We start from the raw sequence: 18292 nt of genomic DNA, 5'->3' as shown, positions 1-18292 counted from the left end.
TCATGCGCGAGGATCGGAGCGAGATGCCGGAAGTGATTGGCCTGGGCCAACTCCGGAGCGACGCCTGCGCGTACCTCGAGCGGGTCGCCGCGGGCGAAACGCTCGACGTGGTCCGGCGCGGCAAGCTGGTGGCACAGATCGTGCCGGTTGGTGACTGGCGGGTGGCTCCGATTCCGGCGCGGCCGGTTGAGCCTGCGGACCCCGGTTGGATCGGACTGGATGAACTACGGACACGCGCTGGGCGGTGCTTCGATCGGGTAGCGGCCGGAGAGGCGCTTTTCGTGGTGCGCGGCGGTCGGATACTGGCGCGGATAGTGGCGGCCGGCAATTCGGCTCTTGCACCCGCAGATGTACCAGTGGACGCGGGTCGGCCCGTCGAACTCGACGAATTGCGAAACCGTGCCGGCCGCTACATCGATCGGGTGGCGGCGGGACAGACCGTCGAGGTCAGCCGGGGTGGCAAGGTCGTGGCCCGCATCGTCTCAGTGGCGTAGCGGCTTCGCACACCGGCCCGGAGCATCAGAGGTTTAATTTTGCGTCGCCTCGGGTAAGGATGAATCCATCGAAAAGGGAGACGCCAGCTTTTAACGCGCGCGGTCGGTGACATGTGGCGGATCATTACCCATGCAAATCTGAGGGGTCTGATGCAAATGAAGCGTGTCACCCGAGCCGCTTTCTCGGCACTGGCAGTCACCGCGCTCTCCGGACTGGTAGCTCCGCCGGCATTCGCCGATTCGAGCACCGTGATCTTCGAGGCGCTGGGGACGGGCACCGCCACGACGATCGACACCGATCCGGCGATCGACCGCGTCTACAACGCGCCGTTGCCGTGGAGCCGGACGATCCAGGCCGGCCCCGACGTCACCCTGTTCCAGGTGGTGGTCGTCGGGTCGGGCACCACCAGCCCCGGCTGCCGCATCACGATCGGCGGCCACGTGGTCGCCGAGCAGCCGGTCGGCGGGTCGGCGCACTGCATCTATTCGCGCTAGCGCTGCACTGGCCCGAATCTCAAAAGCCGGACGCCACATCGGCCTTCGGGGGGCTGATGCTTGACTTTGTCAAGTAAAGTGGCCGGGTGGCCACCAAACGCGACACGCTCGATTCGATCAGTGCGACGATGTCGCGGATCATGCGCTTGAGCGGTAGCCGGGCGATGTTCAAGCGCCAGGCCGCCGCGGCCGCGGTGGAGCTGTCCCAGCCGTCCTACGTCTTGCTGCGGGTGCTGGCCGACGAGGGCCCGATGCCGATGGGTCAACTGGCCCGCCTGGCGCACATGGATCTCGGCATGGCCGCCCGCCGGGTGCAGAGCCTCCTGGACGACGGGATGGTCGCCAGGAAGCCGGATCTGGCGGACGCGCGCAAGACGAGGGTGGAAGCCACCGCCAGGGGCAAGCGGGCCGCGCGCGCACTGCAGGAGGTGCGGCGTGAGCACCTACAGCGGGCGCTGGCACAGTGGCCGGCCGCCGACCTGCGCGAATTCGACCGGCTACTGGCCCGCTTCCTTACCGACACCACGGTGACGTCAATCGACTGACCGCGGACCCTGGCGCAGTTCCCGGACGCAACGGGCCAACGATTCATCGCCCTGCCCGGTAGCCGGCGGCAGCACCACGCCGTCGGCGATGTCGCCGTACCTGTCCGAAAGAAGTTGGGGGAGTTGCTCATAGCGGCCGCGAACCACCAGCTCCGCCAGGACGGTGTCGTCGAGGACGCCGGGCAACTCATCCCAGCGTTGACCGCGGGTCAGGGCGCGCAACCGATCGGGCAGTGACGTCCGACCGCGCCTCCGCAGCGCCCCGGCGTAGGCCGGCGTCGAGAGCAGGAAGGCCAGCATGCGTCGTTGCCGTTCCCACTCGCCGTCCACCTCGTCATCGGAGTGGCCGGTGGCGATGGCCGTCGACACGATGAGCAACGGCGCCTGGCTACGGCCGGTAGCGGCGGCGCCGCGTTCCAGCGCCGGCCTGACGACGTCGCGCAGGTAATCGGGATCTGAATTCGTGGAATGAGTGACGACGCCGCGGGCCGACCGGCCGGCCAGTTCGCACATGCCCGCGTTGACCGCGCCCAGCCAGATCGGCGGAGCCGGCAGGTCGCTGGGGCCCGGGTTGAAATACGGCTGCAGTCGGGTCAGCCGGTAACTCTGGCCGGTGTAATGCACCGGGCGGCCGCTGCCGAAGGCCGCGAACAACGCCTGCACCGCTTCGACATACTCGCGCATCCGCGCCTGCGGCTCCGACCACGGCATCCCGAACCGGTCTTCGATGTTCTGTTTGATCTGGCTGCCCAGGCCCAATTCGAAACGGCCGCCGGACAGGTGCGCCAGGTCCCAAGCGCTGTAGGCGGTCAGCGTCGGACTGCGCACGAACGCCAGTGTCACCGCGGTGCGGATGGTCAGCCGGGTGGTGTGCTCAGCGGCCAGCGCGGCGACCATCAGTGAGTCGTGGATCGTCTCGGCGATGTGAACGCCGTCGAAGCCCAGCTCTTCCACCCGGCGGACGTAGTCGCCGACCTGCGACAGCGGCAACTCGGGGGCCAGCGCGGCAAGCACCTGCATAGCGGCACCTTAACCCAAAAGGTATTTGACAATGTCAAATACTTGAGGTCAAATACTGAGGCATACGCTCGCGGCTAAAGGTTGTGTGGGTGAGGGAATTTCATGTGCGGGTCGCGCTTCTATTTCGACTGGTCCAACTTCGCCACCATGCTGCGGCTGCTTCGCGACGATCCCGCGACTCCCCGCAAGCGGTACCTGACGTTCATGGTCGCCCTGCCGATGATCGCGGCGCTGCACGCGCTCTGTTTCGCGCTGGACCCGGTGCTCTTTCCGTCGCTGCGGCGCGTGCAGGTTCGGGCTCCGACGTTCAGCGTCGGGCACGCCCGCAGCGGCACCACCTACCTGCACCGGTTGATGGCGGCCGACCCGCAGTTCAGCTACCCGCTGATGTACGAACTGTTCTTCCCGTCGCTGCTGCAGAAACGGTTGCTGCGCCTGATCCTGCGCATCGATGCCAGGTTCGGCAAACCACTGCGCCGCCGGCTCGACGCCGTGGAAGAGCAGATGTTCGCCGAGACCGACGACATGCACAAAACAGGTTTCTTCGTTCCCGAGGAAGACGACTTCTTCCTGACCTGGTCGCTGAACTCCGGTTTCTGGATCGTGATGTTCCCGTACATGGGCGAGCTGGATTTCTACCACGTCGATCGCTGGACGGCGCGCAAGCGCCGACGCGTCATGGCGTTCTACCGCGAATGTGTGCGTCGCCAATTGGCCTTGAACGGCGGAGGCGGCCACCTGACGCACCTGAGCAAGAACCCCACCTTCTGCGGCCGGGTGGAGGCCCTGATCGAAACCTTCCCCGACGCGAGATTCATTGTGCCGATGCGTAACCCGTACGAGACCATTCCCAGCCTGCTGAAGATGTTGCAGACCGAATGGCGCCTGCGTGGCCGCGACGAACGGCTGATCGCACAATCGCTGCGGGTTCTCGCCGACCAGTCCATCCACTCCTACACACATCCGCTGGACGTGCTGGCCGGACATCCTGAAGTGCGCTCCTGCGTGGTGGACTACCGAGAACTGGTGGCGGCGCCCACCGCCACGATGCGGCGCGTCTACGAGGAACTGGGGCTGAATCTGGGACCCGAGGCGGCCACCGAATTCGAGGCCGCCGGGCGCCGGGGCGGCCACGAGACGGCACACCGCTACAGCCTCGGCGAATTCGGCTTGGACCCGGCGGAGATCAGGACCCGGCTGGCGTCCTTCTTCGACGAATTCGGCTGGGACGCTGAGGAAAAAGGTAGATCACATGTCAACTGAGCAGACCCGGGATGCGCTGCGGGCGGCCTGGACGGAGATGATCGACGCGCTCAACCGGGCCCGCGACTACGTCGATTCGCCGGAGTTGCACGCACCGCCGCCGACCGGGCAGGGGTTGGCGGAAGGCCATCGGTACCTGCTGGGATTCCTGTTCAGTTCGATCGAACGCGCCTGCCTGGAAGACCCGGATTTCCCGTACTTCCGGCGCGCCATCCAACCGCAGGACAAGGCCACCATCGACAACGCCGATGCGTTGTACCTGTCGGCGCGCATCGACGGCGCCGGGAGTTACCGGATCACCGGCCGCGTGGCCGACCACCGGCACTGGGGTGGCGGCGCCCGCGGGAACGGCCCGGTGGCACCGCAGTACGTCGTTTTCGAGGCGCACAGCATCTACGCGGGCGACACCGGCAGCCTGATGGAACTGGCCCCCGGCGGCCGGGTGGTGACCGGACTGCTGGACAGCACCGACCTGGCCGTGGATCCGGACGGTCGGTTCGAAATCCTCTGTGCGCCAGAGCGTCCCGACGAACACACCGGCAACTTCATCGCCACGGCCAAGGACGGCAAGGACACCGCCCAGTACCTGATCGTGCGATCGCTGTTCGGTGATTGGGCCAACGAAGTATCGCCCGAATTGCGCATCGTGCCGATCGGCCGGCGCGGGCGGCACCCCTCACCCGTCGGACCCGCCGGGACGGCTGCGGCGGTCCGGCGGGTCGGCGAACTCGTCGAGCACCAGATGCGGTTCTGGAATGAGTTCTACGACATCGTGCTGGAGTCCAACGGCGACAAGAACGGTGACGGCATCACCTTCATGCCGCACAACGCGCTCAACGAACCCGCGGCGGCCAATCTCGCGTCCGGCGGCGGCCAAAGCACCAACGTCTATTCCGGGGGTGTCTTCGAACTCGACGAGGACGAGGCGCTCCTGATTGAGGTCAGCGTTGCCGTCGAGCCGGCCTATCTGGGCTTCCACCTGTCCAACGTCTGGGGCGAGTCACTGGACTACGCCAACCATGTCACCAGCCTCAACGGCTTCCAGACCGCGATCGACCCCGACGGCGTGCGGCGGTATGTGGTCGCGCACCGCGATCCGGGGGTGCCGAACTGGCTGGACACCGTGGGCCACCGCACCGGATTTCTCACCGTGCGCTGGACGTACCCGCAGCCCCCGGAGCGGATGCCGACAACGGCGGTACACAAGGTCGCGCTCGCCGGCCTGCGGGACCGGTTGCCGTCGGGCACCGCAACGGTGAGCGCCGAGGAGCGTGCGGCACAGATCGAGGTTCGGCAGGAGCACGTGGCTCGCCGGTATCGGCAGTACTGAATCTGCGAACAGCAGGTCATAAAGCGAAAAACCTGCTGTGATGAACGGATAGTTGCGCCCACGCGATTCGGGATGTGCACATGTACAACTATCAACCCCCGGGAAATCAACCCCCGGGAAATCAACCCCCGGGAAATCAACCCCCGGGAAACCAGCCCCCGGGATACCCGCTCCCGGGATACCCGCTCCCGCAAAGCCCTTACGGATACGGGCCAGCGCCGCGACGGAAACCGCTGTGGCCGTGGGTGGTCGGCGGCGTGGCCCTGCTGGTCGTGGCGATGGTCGCGATCGCGGCTGCCGTTCTGGTGAGCACTACCGGCAGGTCGGGCCGGACCGTCACGATGAGCTACGAGGTCGAGGGAACCGCTCGATCGGTGAGCATCACCTCCAGCAGGACCGACGGTGACGACGTCACCGACAACCGTGTTTCGCTGCCGTGGAGCAAGAAGGTGACCCCCAAGTCGGACGTGCTGTTCGTGCGGGTCTGGGTGATTGCCGATGCGCCCGGCGGCGCGCTGACCTGCCGGATCTTCCAGAATGGCAAGAAGGTGGCGGAGGAGACGGCCAGCGGCAGCATGGCGAGTGTGCACTGCGTGGGTGAAACCGGATACCAGCTTCAATTCCATCGGACACCATCGCCCAAACTGGGCGATCGCTGAGGAGGCGACCGCCCGCGACACGGACCGGCGCTGCACAGCCATACACTGACCCCTCGTGGGCATGCTTTTTGGCTTTGCGCCGTGGATTGTGTACTGGGTGCTGGTCGGTAACGTCCCGTTCGCCACGGCCGTATCGATCGCGCTGCTGATGGCCATCGCGGTGTTCGCCGTCGGCCGCACCACCGACAAACCCGGTCACACACTTGAAATCGGCGCTGTTGCAACGTTTGTGGTGCTGGCCGTGTTGACCTTCGCGCTGAGCGAGGACTTCATGGCGCGCTGGATTCAACCACTGAGCAACCTGGGGATTTTCCTGGTGGCGCTGGTCGGCGTGCTGATCGGCAAACCGTTCGTGCGTGAGTTCGCCGCCGCCGAGCAACCACCCGACGTCGTCAACACCGAGGTGTTCAGACGGGTGACCACGGTGCTGACCTGGGTCTGGGTCGCCGCGTTCGCCGGGATGACCATCTCGTCGGCCATCCCGGCAGTGGTGGAGGGGAACGCCACCATCCTGGACACGAAGACCCCGCTGTCGTTCGTCTGTTACTGGGTCGTCCCGTTCTCGCTGCTCGGTGCCGCAGCCCTGGCGTCGCGCTTCCTGCCCGACCGGATGCTGGCCGGCATCGAGGACGTCGCGCGGGAGACCTCCTTCGTGGCCTACGACGAGGCGACCATCGACGAGTTGTACTACCTGGCACAGGAGCACGCCAACCGGGAAGTCGGACCGGGCAAGGAGGCCTACAACGTGAAGGTCGGCGGCATGGGAGTCCCGTTGACCGGCGACGAGTCGCGGAAATCGTGGCCGTCGACCTACAAGGTGAGGGACAAGAAGCATTAACGGCGCTCGGCGGGTGTACACCGGCACGTCAACTTGGCTTGCCAAGTAATGCGCATGGCATATTCGCGGATGGACTACACGATGAGAACGGTCGCCGTGTTCGCCACGGTGCTGGTAACCGTCGCTGGCTGCGCATCCAGCGCCAAGCCGTCACTACCGGCAGCCTCGGGCAAGGCCGAGTTCAGCGCGGCGGCGGGTAAGCCGCTCAACATCACCCCGGACCGGATGCTGGCCGCCACCGGCGGTATCACTCCGGTGGCGTTCGGCAAGCCCGCGCACGGCAAGATCAGCTACGGGTCCAACGGGGCGGTGGTGTACACCCCCGACGCCGGCTTCAAGGGCAACGACGAACTGCCCGTCACGGTCAGCCGGGCCGTCAAGCTCTATTCCGAGGACCAATTACCCCTGGCCACCATGGGCGGCATCGACATCCAGGCCAGCGCGCACGGATCCGGCATCGCCCCGGTGCCCGGCAGCGGCGACGAGATCTACGGACTCACCGACCGCGGCCCCAACGTCGAAGGACGCACACCGAACGAAATCGTCTTTCCCGTCCCCGAATATCACCCGCACATCGCCAAGCTCAAGCTCGCCGACGGCGTGGCCACAGTGGAGCGGACCGTCATGCTGCAGGGGCCGGACGGTCATCCGCTGGAGGGGCTGCTCGACCCGCATGCCATTCCCGGCGAGACGATGGTCGACCTCAACGGCACGCCGCTGCCGCCCGCGGACTACGGCATCGACCCCGAGGGACTGGTCGCAACCCTGGACGGCAACTTCTGGGTGTCCGATGAATACGGCCCCTACATCATCCACTTCGACTCCAACGGCAAAGAGCTGGAACGTCTTTCGCCCTACGATGACACCCTGCCGCGGGAGCTTTCGCTGCGCGCCCCGAACCAGGGCCTGGAGGGCCTGACGATCACGCCGGACGGCAACACGCTGGTGGCCGTCATGCAGTCGGCGCTGCAGACGCCGGGCCTGCCGGGCCCGGCCAAGTCCGTCCCGATCACCCGCATCGTCACCATCAACCTGGTGAACCGCAACATCATGCACGAGTACGTCTACCCGCTGGCGAACCCACAGGAGTCGAAGGTCGGGATTTCGGAGATCACCGCGCTCAGCGCCACCACGTTCCTGGTGGACGAGCGCAACAGCAAGAACCCGCCGGACGGCAACGCGAAGATCTATGTGGCCGACATCGCCGCCGCCACCGACGTGGGGCCGAACTCGACCGTGCCCGGCGCAACCTACGACGCCGCTGCCGGGGGCCTGCTGATCAACAAGATGCCGATCGAGAACCTCGTTGGCATCAGTACCGACGCCGAAGCACTGGCCAGACTCAAGGGCGCCGGAATCACCGCCGCCACAAAGACTTTGCAGGTCGATGTCGCCGCCCTGCTGCGCACGCTGTCACCCAAGGGTGACTTCTTCGGACACGACAAGATCGAGGGTGTCGCCACCCGCGACGGTGGAAAGACCCTGCTGCTGTCCAACGACAGCGACTTCGGACTGGCCGGGCTGGCTTCGGACACTCCGCCGTTTCGGCTGAAGCCCAAGCTGCTGCCCAACGGAACCCAGGACAGCGGCGAGATCCTGGCGGTCGACACCGATCAGCTGCCCGCCAAGACCGAGAAGGTGACGGTCGCCGTCAAAGTCAGCTGAGTGCGCCGCATTCTCGCCCGGTGCAGACGGTGGGTGGCAAGCTGAAACGGTGAACGCCTACAGTCCAGACGCAATCCAGGCAGAAACGATCAGCATCACCGGCCACGGCGGTGACGAGATCGAGGCATACCGGGCGATACCACTCGCGGAAGGCGCGCGCGGTTCCGTGGTGTGGATCCATCACATGCCCGGATATGACCGTGAGACAAAGGAATTCGTGCGGCGGCTGGCGGTCGCCGGGTACCAGACGGTGGCGCCCAACCTGTACTCCCGCGAGGCGCCCGGGGCCGCACCCGACGACGCCGCAGCTGCCGCCCGGGCGGCCGGGGGAGTGCCCGATGAGCGCTTGGTGGGCGATGTCGCCGGGGCGGTCGAGCACCTGCGGTCGCTGCCCGGCGCCAACGGAAAATTCGGCGTCATCGGGCACTGCTCGGGTGGACGGCACGCGTTCCTCGCGGCCTGCTCGTTGACGTTCGACGCCGCGGTGGACTGCTACGGCGCCTTCATCGTCGAGGACGCTCCGGAAGGCATGCCCAAGACGATGCAGCCCATCCTCGGTCTGGCCGCGGGCCTGAGCTGTCCGATGCTGGGCCTGTTCGGCGCCGAGGACCGCTTCCCGTCACCCGATGGAGTGGCGACGCTGGACGCCGAGCTGACCCGGCTGGGCAAGCCGCACGAATTCCACTCGTATGCCGGTGCGGGACACAGCTTCTTCTCCGTCGACCGGCCGGCGTACCGCCCGGAAGCGGCGGTGGACGGCTGGCGCCGCATCGACGCGTTTTTCGCCACACACCTGAAAGGCTAGAGCTGTCATGTGCACTTATCTCACCGAACACGTTCAGATCGACGGCAGCGGTAAAGGCGCGACGGGATGGTTCGGGGCCAGCCGCGCAACGGTGTACGTCGATCACCCCGTGCACGCGCAGTATGGGCACACCGTCAACATCGACGTCATCAATCCGGAGTTGGGGCCGTCCGCGCGGGTGGCGCTGGAACTCACCGAGGAGAGCGCACTGGCTCTGGCCGACGCGATCCGCGCGGCCATCGCGCACGCGCCGTCGGGCCTGGCCTCCCGGGACCAGTCATGAGCACCGAACCCGATTTCCCGCAAATGGCTGCCGCGCGAGGGCGGATCGAGCCCGCCCCGCGCCGGGTGCGCGGTTACCTCGGCGCGGAACTGCTATTCGACACCACCGCGGCCCGTTACGTGTGGGAATTCCCTTATTACCCAGCGTATTACATCCCACTGGCCGACGTTCGCGGCGAATTTCTGAGCGACGAGAACCATCCGCAGCGGGTGCAACTTGGCCCGTCGCGGCTGTACTCGGTGGTGGGCGCGGGACAGAAGCACCCCTCGGCCGCGCGGGTGTTCGACGCCGACAGCGACAGCCCCGTCGCGGGTTTGGTGCGATTCGAGTGGGATCCGCTGCGCTGGTTCGAGGAGGACGAGCAGATCTACGGCCACCCCCGCAATCCGTACGCGCGGGTCGATGCGCTGCGTTCGCACCGGCATGTCCGGGTGGAGCTGGACGGCGTCCTGCTCGCCGACACCCACTCGCCGGTGCTGCTCTTCGAAACCGGCTTGCCCACCAGGTATTACATCGATCCAACCGATGTCGCGTTCGAGCACCTGGAACCCACGACGACCCAGTCGCTGTGCCCGTACAAGGGGGTGACGTCGGGTTACTGGTCGGTGCGGGTGGGCGAGACGCTGCATCCGGATCTGGCGTGGACCTACCACTACCCGCTGCCGGCGGTGGCTCCGATCGCCGGGCTGGTGGCTTTCTACAACGAGAAGCTCGACCTCAACGTCGACGGCGTCGCCCTGCCGCGGCCGCGGACGCAGTTCAGCTGACGCCCGCAGAGGAGGAGCGCGATGTTCTGGCGATATCTCAAGGCTCAGCTCTGGGTTCTGTTGTGCGGCGGGGTGGTCGGGCCGATCTTCTTGGGCGTCTACCTGTCGGTCGGCGAACCGGGCGTCCCGGCCTGGATGTGGTGGGCGGGCCTCCTGATCACGGTCGCGGGCGTGCTTCTCGCATTGGCGCTGACCGCCCGCGCCATGCGGCTGGACGCGGGACAAGAGGCGCTCGAGCGGAACGGGGTGCTGGCCCTGGCCGACATCACCGGCATCGCCGAGACCGGTGTCAGCATCGGCGACCAGCCCGTCGTCAAGGTGTCACTACACATCGCGGCGCCTGAATTCGCGGCCTTCGACTCCGAGGTCCGGGTCACCGCCAGCGTGGTGCGGTTCTCCAACATCACCTCCCGCAAGCTTGTCGTCCTGGTGGACCCGGTTACCAGAGAGCATCAAATCGACTGGGAGCGAAGCAGTCTGGTCAACGGACTGGTGCCGGCTCACTTCACGCTGCCGGGCCCCGGCCAGTCGTCGGACCGGACCTACGACCTGTCGGGACAAGCCGAGCCGCTGATGGAGATCTTCGGCATCCTGCGGTCTCACGGCATCCCGCTGAGTCAGATGGTCGACGCCCGCGCCAACCCGGCTGCGGGCCAACAGCTTCAGGCTGTAGTGCGGCGCGCCGCGACGGTGGAAGAGCCCAGGCCGTCGGTAGCCGAGAGACTTCAGGAGCTCGAAAGGCTGCGCGACGGCGGGGCAGTCACCGACGCGGAGTACACCGCCCTGCGCAGCCAGATCCTGTCGGAGCTCTAGCGCGAGCTCAAGACCGACCGCGCACCGGCCAGGCGCGATCGCGCAGCAGTCGTAGGCCGTTGAGGCCGACGAGGACCGTCGACCCTTCGTGCCCGGCCACGCCCAGAGGCAACGGAAGGTGTCCCAGCAGGTCCCAGGTGACCAGCACGACGATGAAGGTCGCGGCGATGACCAGGTTGGCGGCGACCACGCGCCGGGCCCGCCGGGCCAGCGCGACGACGGCCGGTAGCGCCGCCAGGTCGTCGCGGGTGATCACCGCGTCGGACGTTTCCAGAGCAAGGTCGGATCCGGAACGGCCCATAGCGACGGCAACGTGGGCGGCGGCCATCGCGGGCGCGTCGTTGACACCATCGCCGACGAACAGGACCCTGGCGCCGTCCGCCTCGAGGCCGCGCACGACGCCGACTTTGTCTTCGGGCAGCAGGCCGGCGCGAACATCGGTGATGCCTACGTCGGCGGCCAGCTGGGCGGCGGCCCGGGGGTTGTCCCCAGTCATCAGTAAAGGTGTTCTGCCGGTGAGGAGTTCGAGCTTCGCCACGGCCGCGCGCGCCTCGTCGCGCGGGTGATCTGTTAGCGCGAGCACGCCGGCGGGGGCGCCGTCGACAACCACGATGACCGCGGTGTATCCGGCCTGCTCGAACCGTTCGGCAACAGGGTAGGCGCGGAGCAGCGCCGGGCTGCCCACCTCGACCGTATGGTCGCCGACCTGCGCGCGGATTCCCCGTCCCGGTGCGGAGGCGAACTCCGTGGCCGGCCGTACGGCTGCGCCCGCGGCACGGGCGGCTGCGACGATGGCGCGGGCCAGCGGATGCTCGGAAGGGTTCTCCGCCGACGCGGCCAGCGACAGCAGCGCTATGTCGCTGAATCCGTTCTCCGAGTGAACTTTGGCCAGCCGCGGCGCTCCCTTGGTGAGGGTGCCGGTCTTGTCGAACGCGACGGGGCCGGCGTCGGCAAGTTTCTCCAGGACCACTGCCGACTTGACCAGGACACCATGGCGGCCGGCGTTGGCGATCGACGCCAGCAGCGGCGGCATGGTGGACAGCACCAGCGCGCAGGGTGAGGCCACGATCATGAACGTCATCGCGCGCAGCAGCGATGATCGCAGATCGCTTCCCGCCAGCAGGGGAACGAGCAACAAGGCGACGGTCGCGGCCACCATGAGCACTGAATAGCGTTGCTCGATTTTTTCGATGAACAGTTGAGTTCGCGCCTTACTCGCGCCGGCCTCGGCGACCATCGTGGCGATGCGGCTGATGACGGTGTCGGCGCTCGGGCGAACCACCCGGATCCGCAGCGTGCCGGTGCCGTTGACGGTGCCGGCGAACACCTCGTCGCCGGGCGCCTTATCGGCCGGCAGTGACTCACCGGTGATGGTGGCCTGATCGACCTCGCTGGCGCCCTCGAGCACCACGCCGTCACCGCCGATGCGCTCACCGGGGCGGATCAGCAGCACATCGTCGACCGCCAATTGCGCGGTGTCCACCTGTCGCTCGACATCGAATTCGTCGACCCGGGTAGCGGTTTCGGGGGTGAGGCCGAGCAGGCCGCGTACCGAGTCCTCGGTGCGCCGGGTTGCTACGGCCTCCAGCGCGCCGGAGGTGGCGAAGATGACGATCAGCAGTGCGCCGTCGAAGACCTGACCGATACCCGCGGCCGCGAGCGCCGCGACCACCATGAGCAGGTCCACGTCCAAGATCCGGTTCCGCAACGCTTGCAGGCCGGCCAGACCCGGTTGCCACCCGCCGGACCCGTAACAGGTCAGGTACAACCCCCAATACAGCCAGCCGGGTAAGCCGGCGAGCTGGGCGAACAGGCCCAGCGCGAAGAACCCGGTCGCGACCAGCGCCCACCGGACTTCGGAGAGCGCCGCCGGACCGGACCATGCCTGATGCGGCACGCGGGCGGTGTTGCGAAGTGCGGCTGCGGGCACGCTTCGAGTTTAGCTGCGTATATGTGAAGGTATGCAATTGCGATGACAGTTGGATGCGCAATTGCACAGGTCAAAGGTATGATCGGCAGCGTGCACACCTCGATTGCCGGCTTCTCGATGCCTTCCGAGGAGCAGGTGACCCGAGCCGCGGAAACCTTCCGCATGCTCAGTGATCCCACCCGGGTCAAGGTGCTGTGGGCGTTATTGCAGGGCGAGACTTCGGTGGCCTGTCTGGCCGAGCTGGCTCAGGTTGCGCCCACGATCGTCAGCCAGCACCTGGCGAAATTGCGACTGGCCGGCCTGGTGAAAACCCGACGCGAAGGCACCTTCGTCTATTACTCCCCGGCCGATCAGGACATTCTGCGGGTGCTCAGCCAGGCCCTGACGGGTGCCGGTGCCACCGAGATCCAAAACCAGCCCACTTCTGGCGCCTAACGCGCGGCGCAATTTGCAACGACACGCCTAGTGCGGCGGTGTGATATTCGCCTCGTTCGGTCGTTGAATATAAGAATTTCTTAATTACTGAGTGTTTCGAGGTGGCTGAAATCAGTAGCCAAGAGTTGGAAAGAGCAGCTCAGAACACCAACGCGGTTCGCCGGGCGGGCTATTTCTAATTACCGGTGTTTGGCATCCTGAGCGTATACTGAGCCATCCGTGTGATGTAGGTAACAACCGCGAAATTGAATTCTTTTTACCCGGAATTCGGCCGTTAGAATGGCCGTTATCCATGCCGAAGCAGCCCTTTCGGTGCTATGCGCTTTATCGGATGACCGGTTCGCACACAGTCGCGCGACTGCGGTCACCCGTCCGGAGAGTTCGACGAACAGAGCAAAGGCGGTGCCAGCGTGAGCTTCGAAAGCAAGGGGAGCGACCAGGAGATCCTCGAGTTCGGGGCGAGCCCGGTTGCCACCCAGATCCCGGTGCACAAGGGCCCCATCAGTGACGTCGCGGTCAGCAGCGACGGCAACCGGTTGCTCGTGACCAACTACGGCAGCGACACCGTCTCGGTGATCGACATCGGCTCCTGCCGGGTGGTGGACACGGTCGGCGGGCTCGCCGAACCGTTCGCGATCGCCGCGGGTGGCGCCGAGCGTGCCTACGTGAGCACCGTGTCCCCGGCTTACGACGCGATCCAGGTCATCGACCTGGCCACCAACACCGTCGTCGCGTCGCACCAGGTTGCGCTCAGTGTGAGCGACCTGGCCGTGAGCGCCGACGGCAAGCACGTCTACATCAGCCGCAACGGCACCCGCGGTGCCGACATCGCGGCCCTGGACACCGCCACCGGGCGGATTCAGGTCGTCGACATCGCCACGGCTGCCGGCACCGTGACCGAATCCTTGCAGGTCAGCCCCGATGGGGGCCGGTTGTACGTCGGCGTCAACGGACCCGCTGGGGGCCAGGTGGTCGTCGTCGACACCGGCCTGAACTCCGACGAGCCCGCCGGACGTGGGCGGTGGCGCCGCAAGAGCTCCAAGAGCACCAAGCCTGGCTCCAAGGCGGCGGCGCAGCCCGCGAGCCCTTCGGTGATCGCCACCATCGAGATCGGCCTGCCCGTCCGCGATGTGGCCATCAGCCCCAACGGTGCGCTGGTCTACGTCGCCAGCAGTGGTCCCGAGGCCGCCGTCATCGACATCGTCGACACACGCACCAACAAGATCACCGGGACTCGCAAGATCGCGGAGGTCACCGGCCTGATCACGCGCCTCACTCTCAGCGGTGACGGCGACCGCGCATATCTGGTGAGCGACGACAGCGTGACCATGCTGTGCACGCTCACCCAGGACGTCCTCGACACCGTCGATATGGCGAGCCAGCCGTCCTGCGTGGCCGAAAGCCCCGACGGCGGGTTCCTGTACATCGCCGACTATTCCGGTGCCGTCACCGTGGTACCGGTCGCGGTGAACGCCGCGACGCGAATCGAGCAGGCCGCGCTGGAAAGCAAGCGTTCGGTGGACCTGTTCGTGCCCGACTTGCTGCAGTACGACGCGGCGCTCGTCTGACGCGCGTCTGATCGGCCCGGCGTTCGTTATCCCGCGGCGCGGCGATAGCATTCGGCCACGGGAAACGACAGGCGGTGCTGCGCCGAGACGCGTGAGGCGGTACATCGATGTACAGCACGATGCAGGAATATCCGCTGACGATCACCGCGATCATGCGGCACGGGTGCGGTGTTCACGGTCTGCGCGAGGTCATCACCGCGACCGGTGACGGCTACCGGCGCATCACGTATCGGGAACTGGGTCAACAGGCCGCGCAACTGGCGAACGCGTTGCGCGGCCTGGGCGTATCCGGCGATCAGCGCGTCGCGACCTTCATGTGGAACAACGCCGAGCACCTGGCGACCTACCTGGCGGTTCCCTCGATGGGCGCCGTTCTGCACACCCTCAACATCCGGTTGTTTCCGCACCAAATCGCCTACGTGGCCAATGAAGCCGAGGACCAGGTGGTGCTGGTCGACATGTCGCTGGCCAAGCTGCTCGCGCCGGTGCTGCCCGAACTGGAGACCGTGCACACCGTGGTCGCGGTCGGCGACGGCGACATCGCGGCGCTGCAGGAGACCGGCAAGACGGTGGTGCGCTACCACGAGCTGATCGAAGGCGAATCGACCGAATTCGACTGGCCGACCGTCGAGGAGAATTCCGCGGCCGCCATGTGCTACACCAGCGGCACCACCGGGAATCCCAAAGGTGTTGTGTACAGCCATCGTTCGAGCTTTCTGCACTCTATGGCGGCCTGCACCGTCAACGGCATCGGGGTGGGATCCAGCGATCGGGTGTTACCGATCGTGCCGATGTTCCACGCCAACGCCTGGGGTCTGCCGTACGCGGCCCTGATGGCCGGCGCCGATCTGGTGCTGCCCGACCGTCATCTGGACGCTCGGTCGCTGATCGACATGGTGGAGACGCTGCGTCCCACCCGGGCCGGTGCGGTGCCGACCATCTGGAACGACGTCATGCACTACCTGGAAAAGGAACCGGGTCATGACATGTCGTCGCTGAAGATGGTGGCGTGTGGCGGCTCGGCGGTTCCGGAATCGCTGATGCGCACCTTCGAGGACAAGCACGGCGTTCAGATCCGGCAGCTGTGGGGGATGACGGAGACCTCGCCGCTGGCCACCATGGCCTGGCCGCCGCCGGGCACCCCGGACGACCAGCACTGGGCATTCCGGGTGACGCAAGGGCAGCCGGTGTGTGGCGTGGAGACCCGGATCGTCGACGACGACGGCAAGGTACTGCCCAACGACGGCAAGGCCGTGGGGGAGGTGGAGGTTCGGGGGCCTTGGATCACCGGGGCCTACTACAAGGGGTACGACGAGTCGAAGTTCGACTCCGGCTGGCTGCGCACCGGCGACGTGGGCCGCATCGACGAACAGGGTTTCATCACGCTGACCGACCGCGCCAAGGACGTGATCAAGTCCGGCGGAGAGTGGATCTCCTCGGTGGAGCTGGAGAACTGCCTGATCGGCCATCCCGACGTGGTCGAGGCGGCCGTCGTCGGCGTGCCCGACGAGCGCTGGGACGAACGCCCGCTGGCCGTCGTCGTCGCCCGGGAGGGCGCCGAGGTCAGTGCCGGCGAATTGCGGAAATTCCTGGGGGACAAGGTAGTTCGGTGGTGGCTGCCCGAGCGGTGGGCATTCACCGACGAGGTGCCGCGCACCAGCGTGGGGAAGTACGACAAGAAGACTATCCGGTCGCGCTACACCGACGGCGACTACGAGGTCTTGGAAGTACACGACTGAGGCGCACGACTGAGCGCGAGCAGACACAAAGCGCACCCTGCACAGGGCCGAAAGGGGTGATTTTGCGTCTGCTCGCCGGGAGAGGGGACCGCAATGAGCCTGCGGGTGGTGCAGTGGGCGACCGGATCGGTCGGAGTGGCCGCCATCAAAGGCGTGCTCGAGCATCCCGAGCTTGAACTCGCCGGCTGCTGGGTGCACTCAGCGGCCAAGAACGGCAAGGATGTCGGCGAGATCATCAGCGGCCCGGCGCTGGGTGTCATCGCGACCAACGACATCGATGACATCCTGAGACTCGATGCCGACGCGGTGATCTACGCGCCGTTGCTGCCCAGTCTCGACGAAGTGGCAGCGCTGCTGCGCTCGGGCAAGAACGTCGTCACCCCGCTCGGCTGGTTCTACCCGACCGAAAAAGAAGCCGCGCCACTGGAAGTCGCCGCCCAGGCCGGCAACAGTACGCTGCACGGTGCCGGGATCGGGCCCGGTGCCGCTACCGAACTGTTCCCGCTGCTGCTGTCGGTGATGTCCACCGGCGTGACTTTCGTTCGCGCCGAAGAGTTTTCCGACCTACGCACGTATGGCGCTCCGGACGTGCTGCGCTACGTGATGGGATTCGGCGGCACCCCGGACAGCGCGCTGACCGGGCCCATGCAGAAGTTGCTCAACGGCGGCTTCTTCCAATCGGTGCGGCTGTGCGTCGACAAACTTGGCTTCGCCGCCAACCCGGAGATCCGCCCCTCGCAGGAAGTGGCCGTCGCGACGGCGCCGATCGACTCACCGATCGGGGTGATCGAGCCCGGGCAGGTGGCGGGACGGCGCTTTCACTGGGAGGCGCTCGTCGGCGATACCCCGGTCGTCCAGATCACCGTGAACTGGTTGATGGGCGAGGAAAACCTGGACCCTGATTGGTCTTTCGGACCCGCGGGGGAGCGGTACGAGATCGAGGTGCGGGGAAACCCGGACACGTTCGTCACGATCAAGGGATGGCAGCCTGAGAGCGTGCAGGCCGGGCTCGAGAGCAACCCGGGCATCGTCGCGACCGCGGCGCACTGCGTCAACGCGGTGCCGGCGACCTGCGCCGCTCCGGCGGGTATCCAGAGCTTTTTCGATCTGCCGCTGATCACCGGCCGGGCCGCGCCCCGGCTGTCGCGCGAAAGTAGAGGGGTCTGATGGCGAAGTCGGTTGTGGTCCAGCAGTCACGCGCAATACCAATCTCGGTCGAGGACGCCTTCACCCGGACGATGCCGATATCGCTGCCGGTCATCTGTGCCCAGTGGTACGGGATCATCCCGCCCATCAAGGAGGTGCGGGACCAGGTCGGTGACTGGGACGCGGCGGGCCAAACCCGGACCATCCTGATGGTCGGGGGCGGGCGGGTGCACGAGCAACTGACCAGCGTCGACCCGCCGCGGTCGTTCGGATACACGCTTTCGGACATCCAGGGACCGCTGGCCACGCTGGTGCGCTCGGTGGACGGCGTCTGGTCGTTTGCGCCCGCCGGCACCGGTACCCGGGTGACCTGGCAGTGGACGCTGCATCCGAAGTCGTCGGCGTCGGCGCCGCTGCTGCCGGTGTTCGGGAAGATGTGGAAGGGCTACGCGCGGGTGGTGCTGGAGAAACTGTCCGCGCAACTGGTGACCGACTGA

Annotated in this window: 19 protein-coding genes; 17 read left to right on the top strand and 2 right to left on the bottom strand. The window is 66.6% G+C overall.

The window, feature by feature from the left end; genetic code table 11:
* Positions 1-23: 23 nt before the first annotated feature.
* The 3 genes from C0J29_RS24365 to C0J29_RS24355 all read left to right on the top strand — a co-directional run bounded on the left by C0J29_RS24365 (position 24) and on the right by C0J29_RS24355 (position 1534).
* Entirely contained in the window at positions 24-494 is a 471-nt protein-coding gene (locus C0J29_RS24365; protein ID WP_162951545.1) for a type II toxin-antitoxin system prevent-host-death family antitoxin, read from the top strand.
* Between the two features lie 156 nt (positions 495-650).
* On the top strand, positions 651-989 hold the full coding sequence (locus tag C0J29_RS24360; protein WP_065164366.1) for an MmpS family transport accessory protein: 339 nt from the start codon (positions 651-653) through the stop codon (positions 987-989).
* A gap of 86 nt (positions 990-1075) precedes the next feature.
* Positions 1076-1534: a MarR family winged helix-turn-helix transcriptional regulator gene (locus C0J29_RS24355; RefSeq protein ID WP_242460535.1), complete on the top strand. Its 459-nt coding sequence runs from the start codon at positions 1076-1078 to the stop codon at positions 1532-1534.
* Here the strand turns inward: C0J29_RS24355 and C0J29_RS24350 are convergent.
* The gene (locus tag C0J29_RS24350; protein WP_120793811.1) at positions 1523-2554 is read right to left on the bottom strand and encodes a TIGR03617 family F420-dependent LLM class oxidoreductase; all 1032 of its coding nucleotides are present in this window, start codon (positions 2552-2554) and stop codon (positions 1523-1525) included. The genes C0J29_RS24355 and C0J29_RS24350 overlap by 12 nt on opposite strands.
* Before the next feature lie 102 nt (positions 2555-2656).
* On the opposite strand from C0J29_RS24350, the gene C0J29_RS24345 reads away from it, so the two are divergent.
* The 9 genes from C0J29_RS24345 to C0J29_RS24305 all read left to right on the top strand — a co-directional run bounded on the left by C0J29_RS24345 (position 2657) and on the right by C0J29_RS24305 (position 10977).
* Entirely contained in the window at positions 2657-3817 is a 1161-nt protein-coding gene (locus tag C0J29_RS24345; protein ID WP_120793810.1) for a sulfotransferase family protein, read from the top strand.
* Complete coding sequence (locus C0J29_RS24340) at positions 3807-5147, top strand: hypothetical protein (RefSeq protein WP_120793809.1); 1341 nt, start codon at positions 3807-3809, stop codon at positions 5145-5147. Before C0J29_RS24345 ends, C0J29_RS24340 begins: the two co-directional genes overlap by 11 nt.
* 257 nt (positions 5148-5404) lie before the next feature.
* On the top strand, positions 5405-5806 hold the full coding sequence (locus C0J29_RS24335) for an MmpS family transport accessory protein (RefSeq protein WP_162951544.1): 402 nt from the start codon (positions 5405-5407) through the stop codon (positions 5804-5806).
* 55 nt (positions 5807-5861) lie between these two features.
* Positions 5862-6644 carry a hypothetical protein gene (locus C0J29_RS24330; RefSeq protein ID WP_065161369.1) on the top strand — a complete coding sequence of 261 codons (783 nt, stop codon included), beginning with the start codon at positions 5862-5864 and terminating at the stop codon, positions 6642-6644.
* A gap of 54 nt (positions 6645-6698) precedes the next feature.
* Positions 6699-8309: an esterase-like activity of phytase family protein gene (locus C0J29_RS24325; protein WP_242460534.1), complete on the top strand. Its 1611-nt coding sequence runs from the start codon at positions 6699-6701 to the stop codon at positions 8307-8309.
* A gap of 49 nt (positions 8310-8358) precedes the next feature.
* Complete coding sequence (locus C0J29_RS24320) at positions 8359-9114, top strand: dienelactone hydrolase family protein (RefSeq protein ID WP_120793806.1); 756 nt, start codon at positions 8359-8361, stop codon at positions 9112-9114.
* 7 nt (positions 9115-9121) lie between these two features.
* Entirely contained in the window at positions 9122-9397 is a 276-nt protein-coding gene (locus C0J29_RS24315; RefSeq protein ID WP_120793805.1) for a DUF6295 family protein, read from the top strand.
* The gene (locus tag C0J29_RS24310) at positions 9394-10164 is read left to right on the top strand and encodes a DUF427 domain-containing protein (RefSeq protein WP_120793804.1); all 771 of its coding nucleotides are present in this window, start codon (positions 9394-9396) and stop codon (positions 10162-10164) included. The genes C0J29_RS24315 and C0J29_RS24310 overlap by 4 nt, the downstream gene beginning before the upstream one ends.
* 21 nt (positions 10165-10185) lie before the next feature.
* Complete coding sequence (locus C0J29_RS24305) at positions 10186-10977, top strand: SHOCT domain-containing protein (protein WP_120793803.1); 792 nt, start codon at positions 10186-10188, stop codon at positions 10975-10977.
* Between the two features lie 7 nt (positions 10978-10984).
* Here the strand turns inward: C0J29_RS24305 and C0J29_RS24300 are convergent, their stop codons facing one another.
* A complete protein-coding gene (locus C0J29_RS24300) occupies positions 10985-12874 on the bottom strand; it encodes a heavy metal translocating P-type ATPase (protein WP_277950752.1) in 1890 nt (629 codons plus the stop codon).
* A 123-nt stretch (positions 12875-12997) separates the two neighbouring features.
* On the opposite strand from C0J29_RS24300, the gene C0J29_RS24295 reads away from it, so the two are divergent.
* The 5 genes from C0J29_RS24295 (at position 12998) to C0J29_RS24275 (ending at position 18292) form a co-directional block, all read left to right on the top strand.
* Positions 12998-13342 carry an ArsR/SmtB family transcription factor gene (locus C0J29_RS24295; protein ID WP_065047879.1) on the top strand — a complete coding sequence of 115 codons (345 nt, stop codon included), beginning with the start codon at positions 12998-13000 and terminating at the stop codon, positions 13340-13342.
* Positions 13343-13752: 410 nt separating this feature from the next.
* The gene (locus C0J29_RS24290; RefSeq protein WP_120793801.1) at positions 13753-14910 is read left to right on the top strand and encodes a YncE family protein; all 1158 of its coding nucleotides are present in this window, start codon (positions 13753-13755) and stop codon (positions 14908-14910) included.
* A gap of 107 nt (positions 14911-15017) precedes the next feature.
* Positions 15018-16649 (top strand): fatty acid--CoA ligase, encoded by a 1632-nt coding sequence (locus tag C0J29_RS24285; RefSeq protein WP_120793800.1) that lies wholly within the window; start codon positions 15018-15020, stop codon positions 16647-16649.
* Positions 16650-16742: 93 nt separating this feature from the next.
* Positions 16743-17816 (top strand): NAD(P)H-dependent amine dehydrogenase family protein, encoded by a 1074-nt coding sequence (locus C0J29_RS24280; protein WP_120793799.1) that lies wholly within the window; start codon positions 16743-16745, stop codon positions 17814-17816.
* Positions 17816-18292 carry an SRPBCC family protein gene (locus tag C0J29_RS24275; RefSeq protein ID WP_120793798.1) on the top strand — a complete coding sequence of 159 codons (477 nt, stop codon included), beginning with the start codon at positions 17816-17818 and terminating at the stop codon, positions 18290-18292. Before C0J29_RS24280 ends, C0J29_RS24275 begins: the two co-directional genes overlap by 1 nt.

It is taken from the genome of Mycobacterium paragordonae (assembly GCF_003614435.1).
Classification (GTDB): Bacteria; Actinomycetota; Actinomycetes; order Mycobacteriales; family Mycobacteriaceae; genus Mycobacterium; species Mycobacterium paragordonae.
The sequence above is the reverse complement of the archived record's forward strand: the minus strand, read 5'-3'. Positions and strand labels throughout refer to the sequence as shown.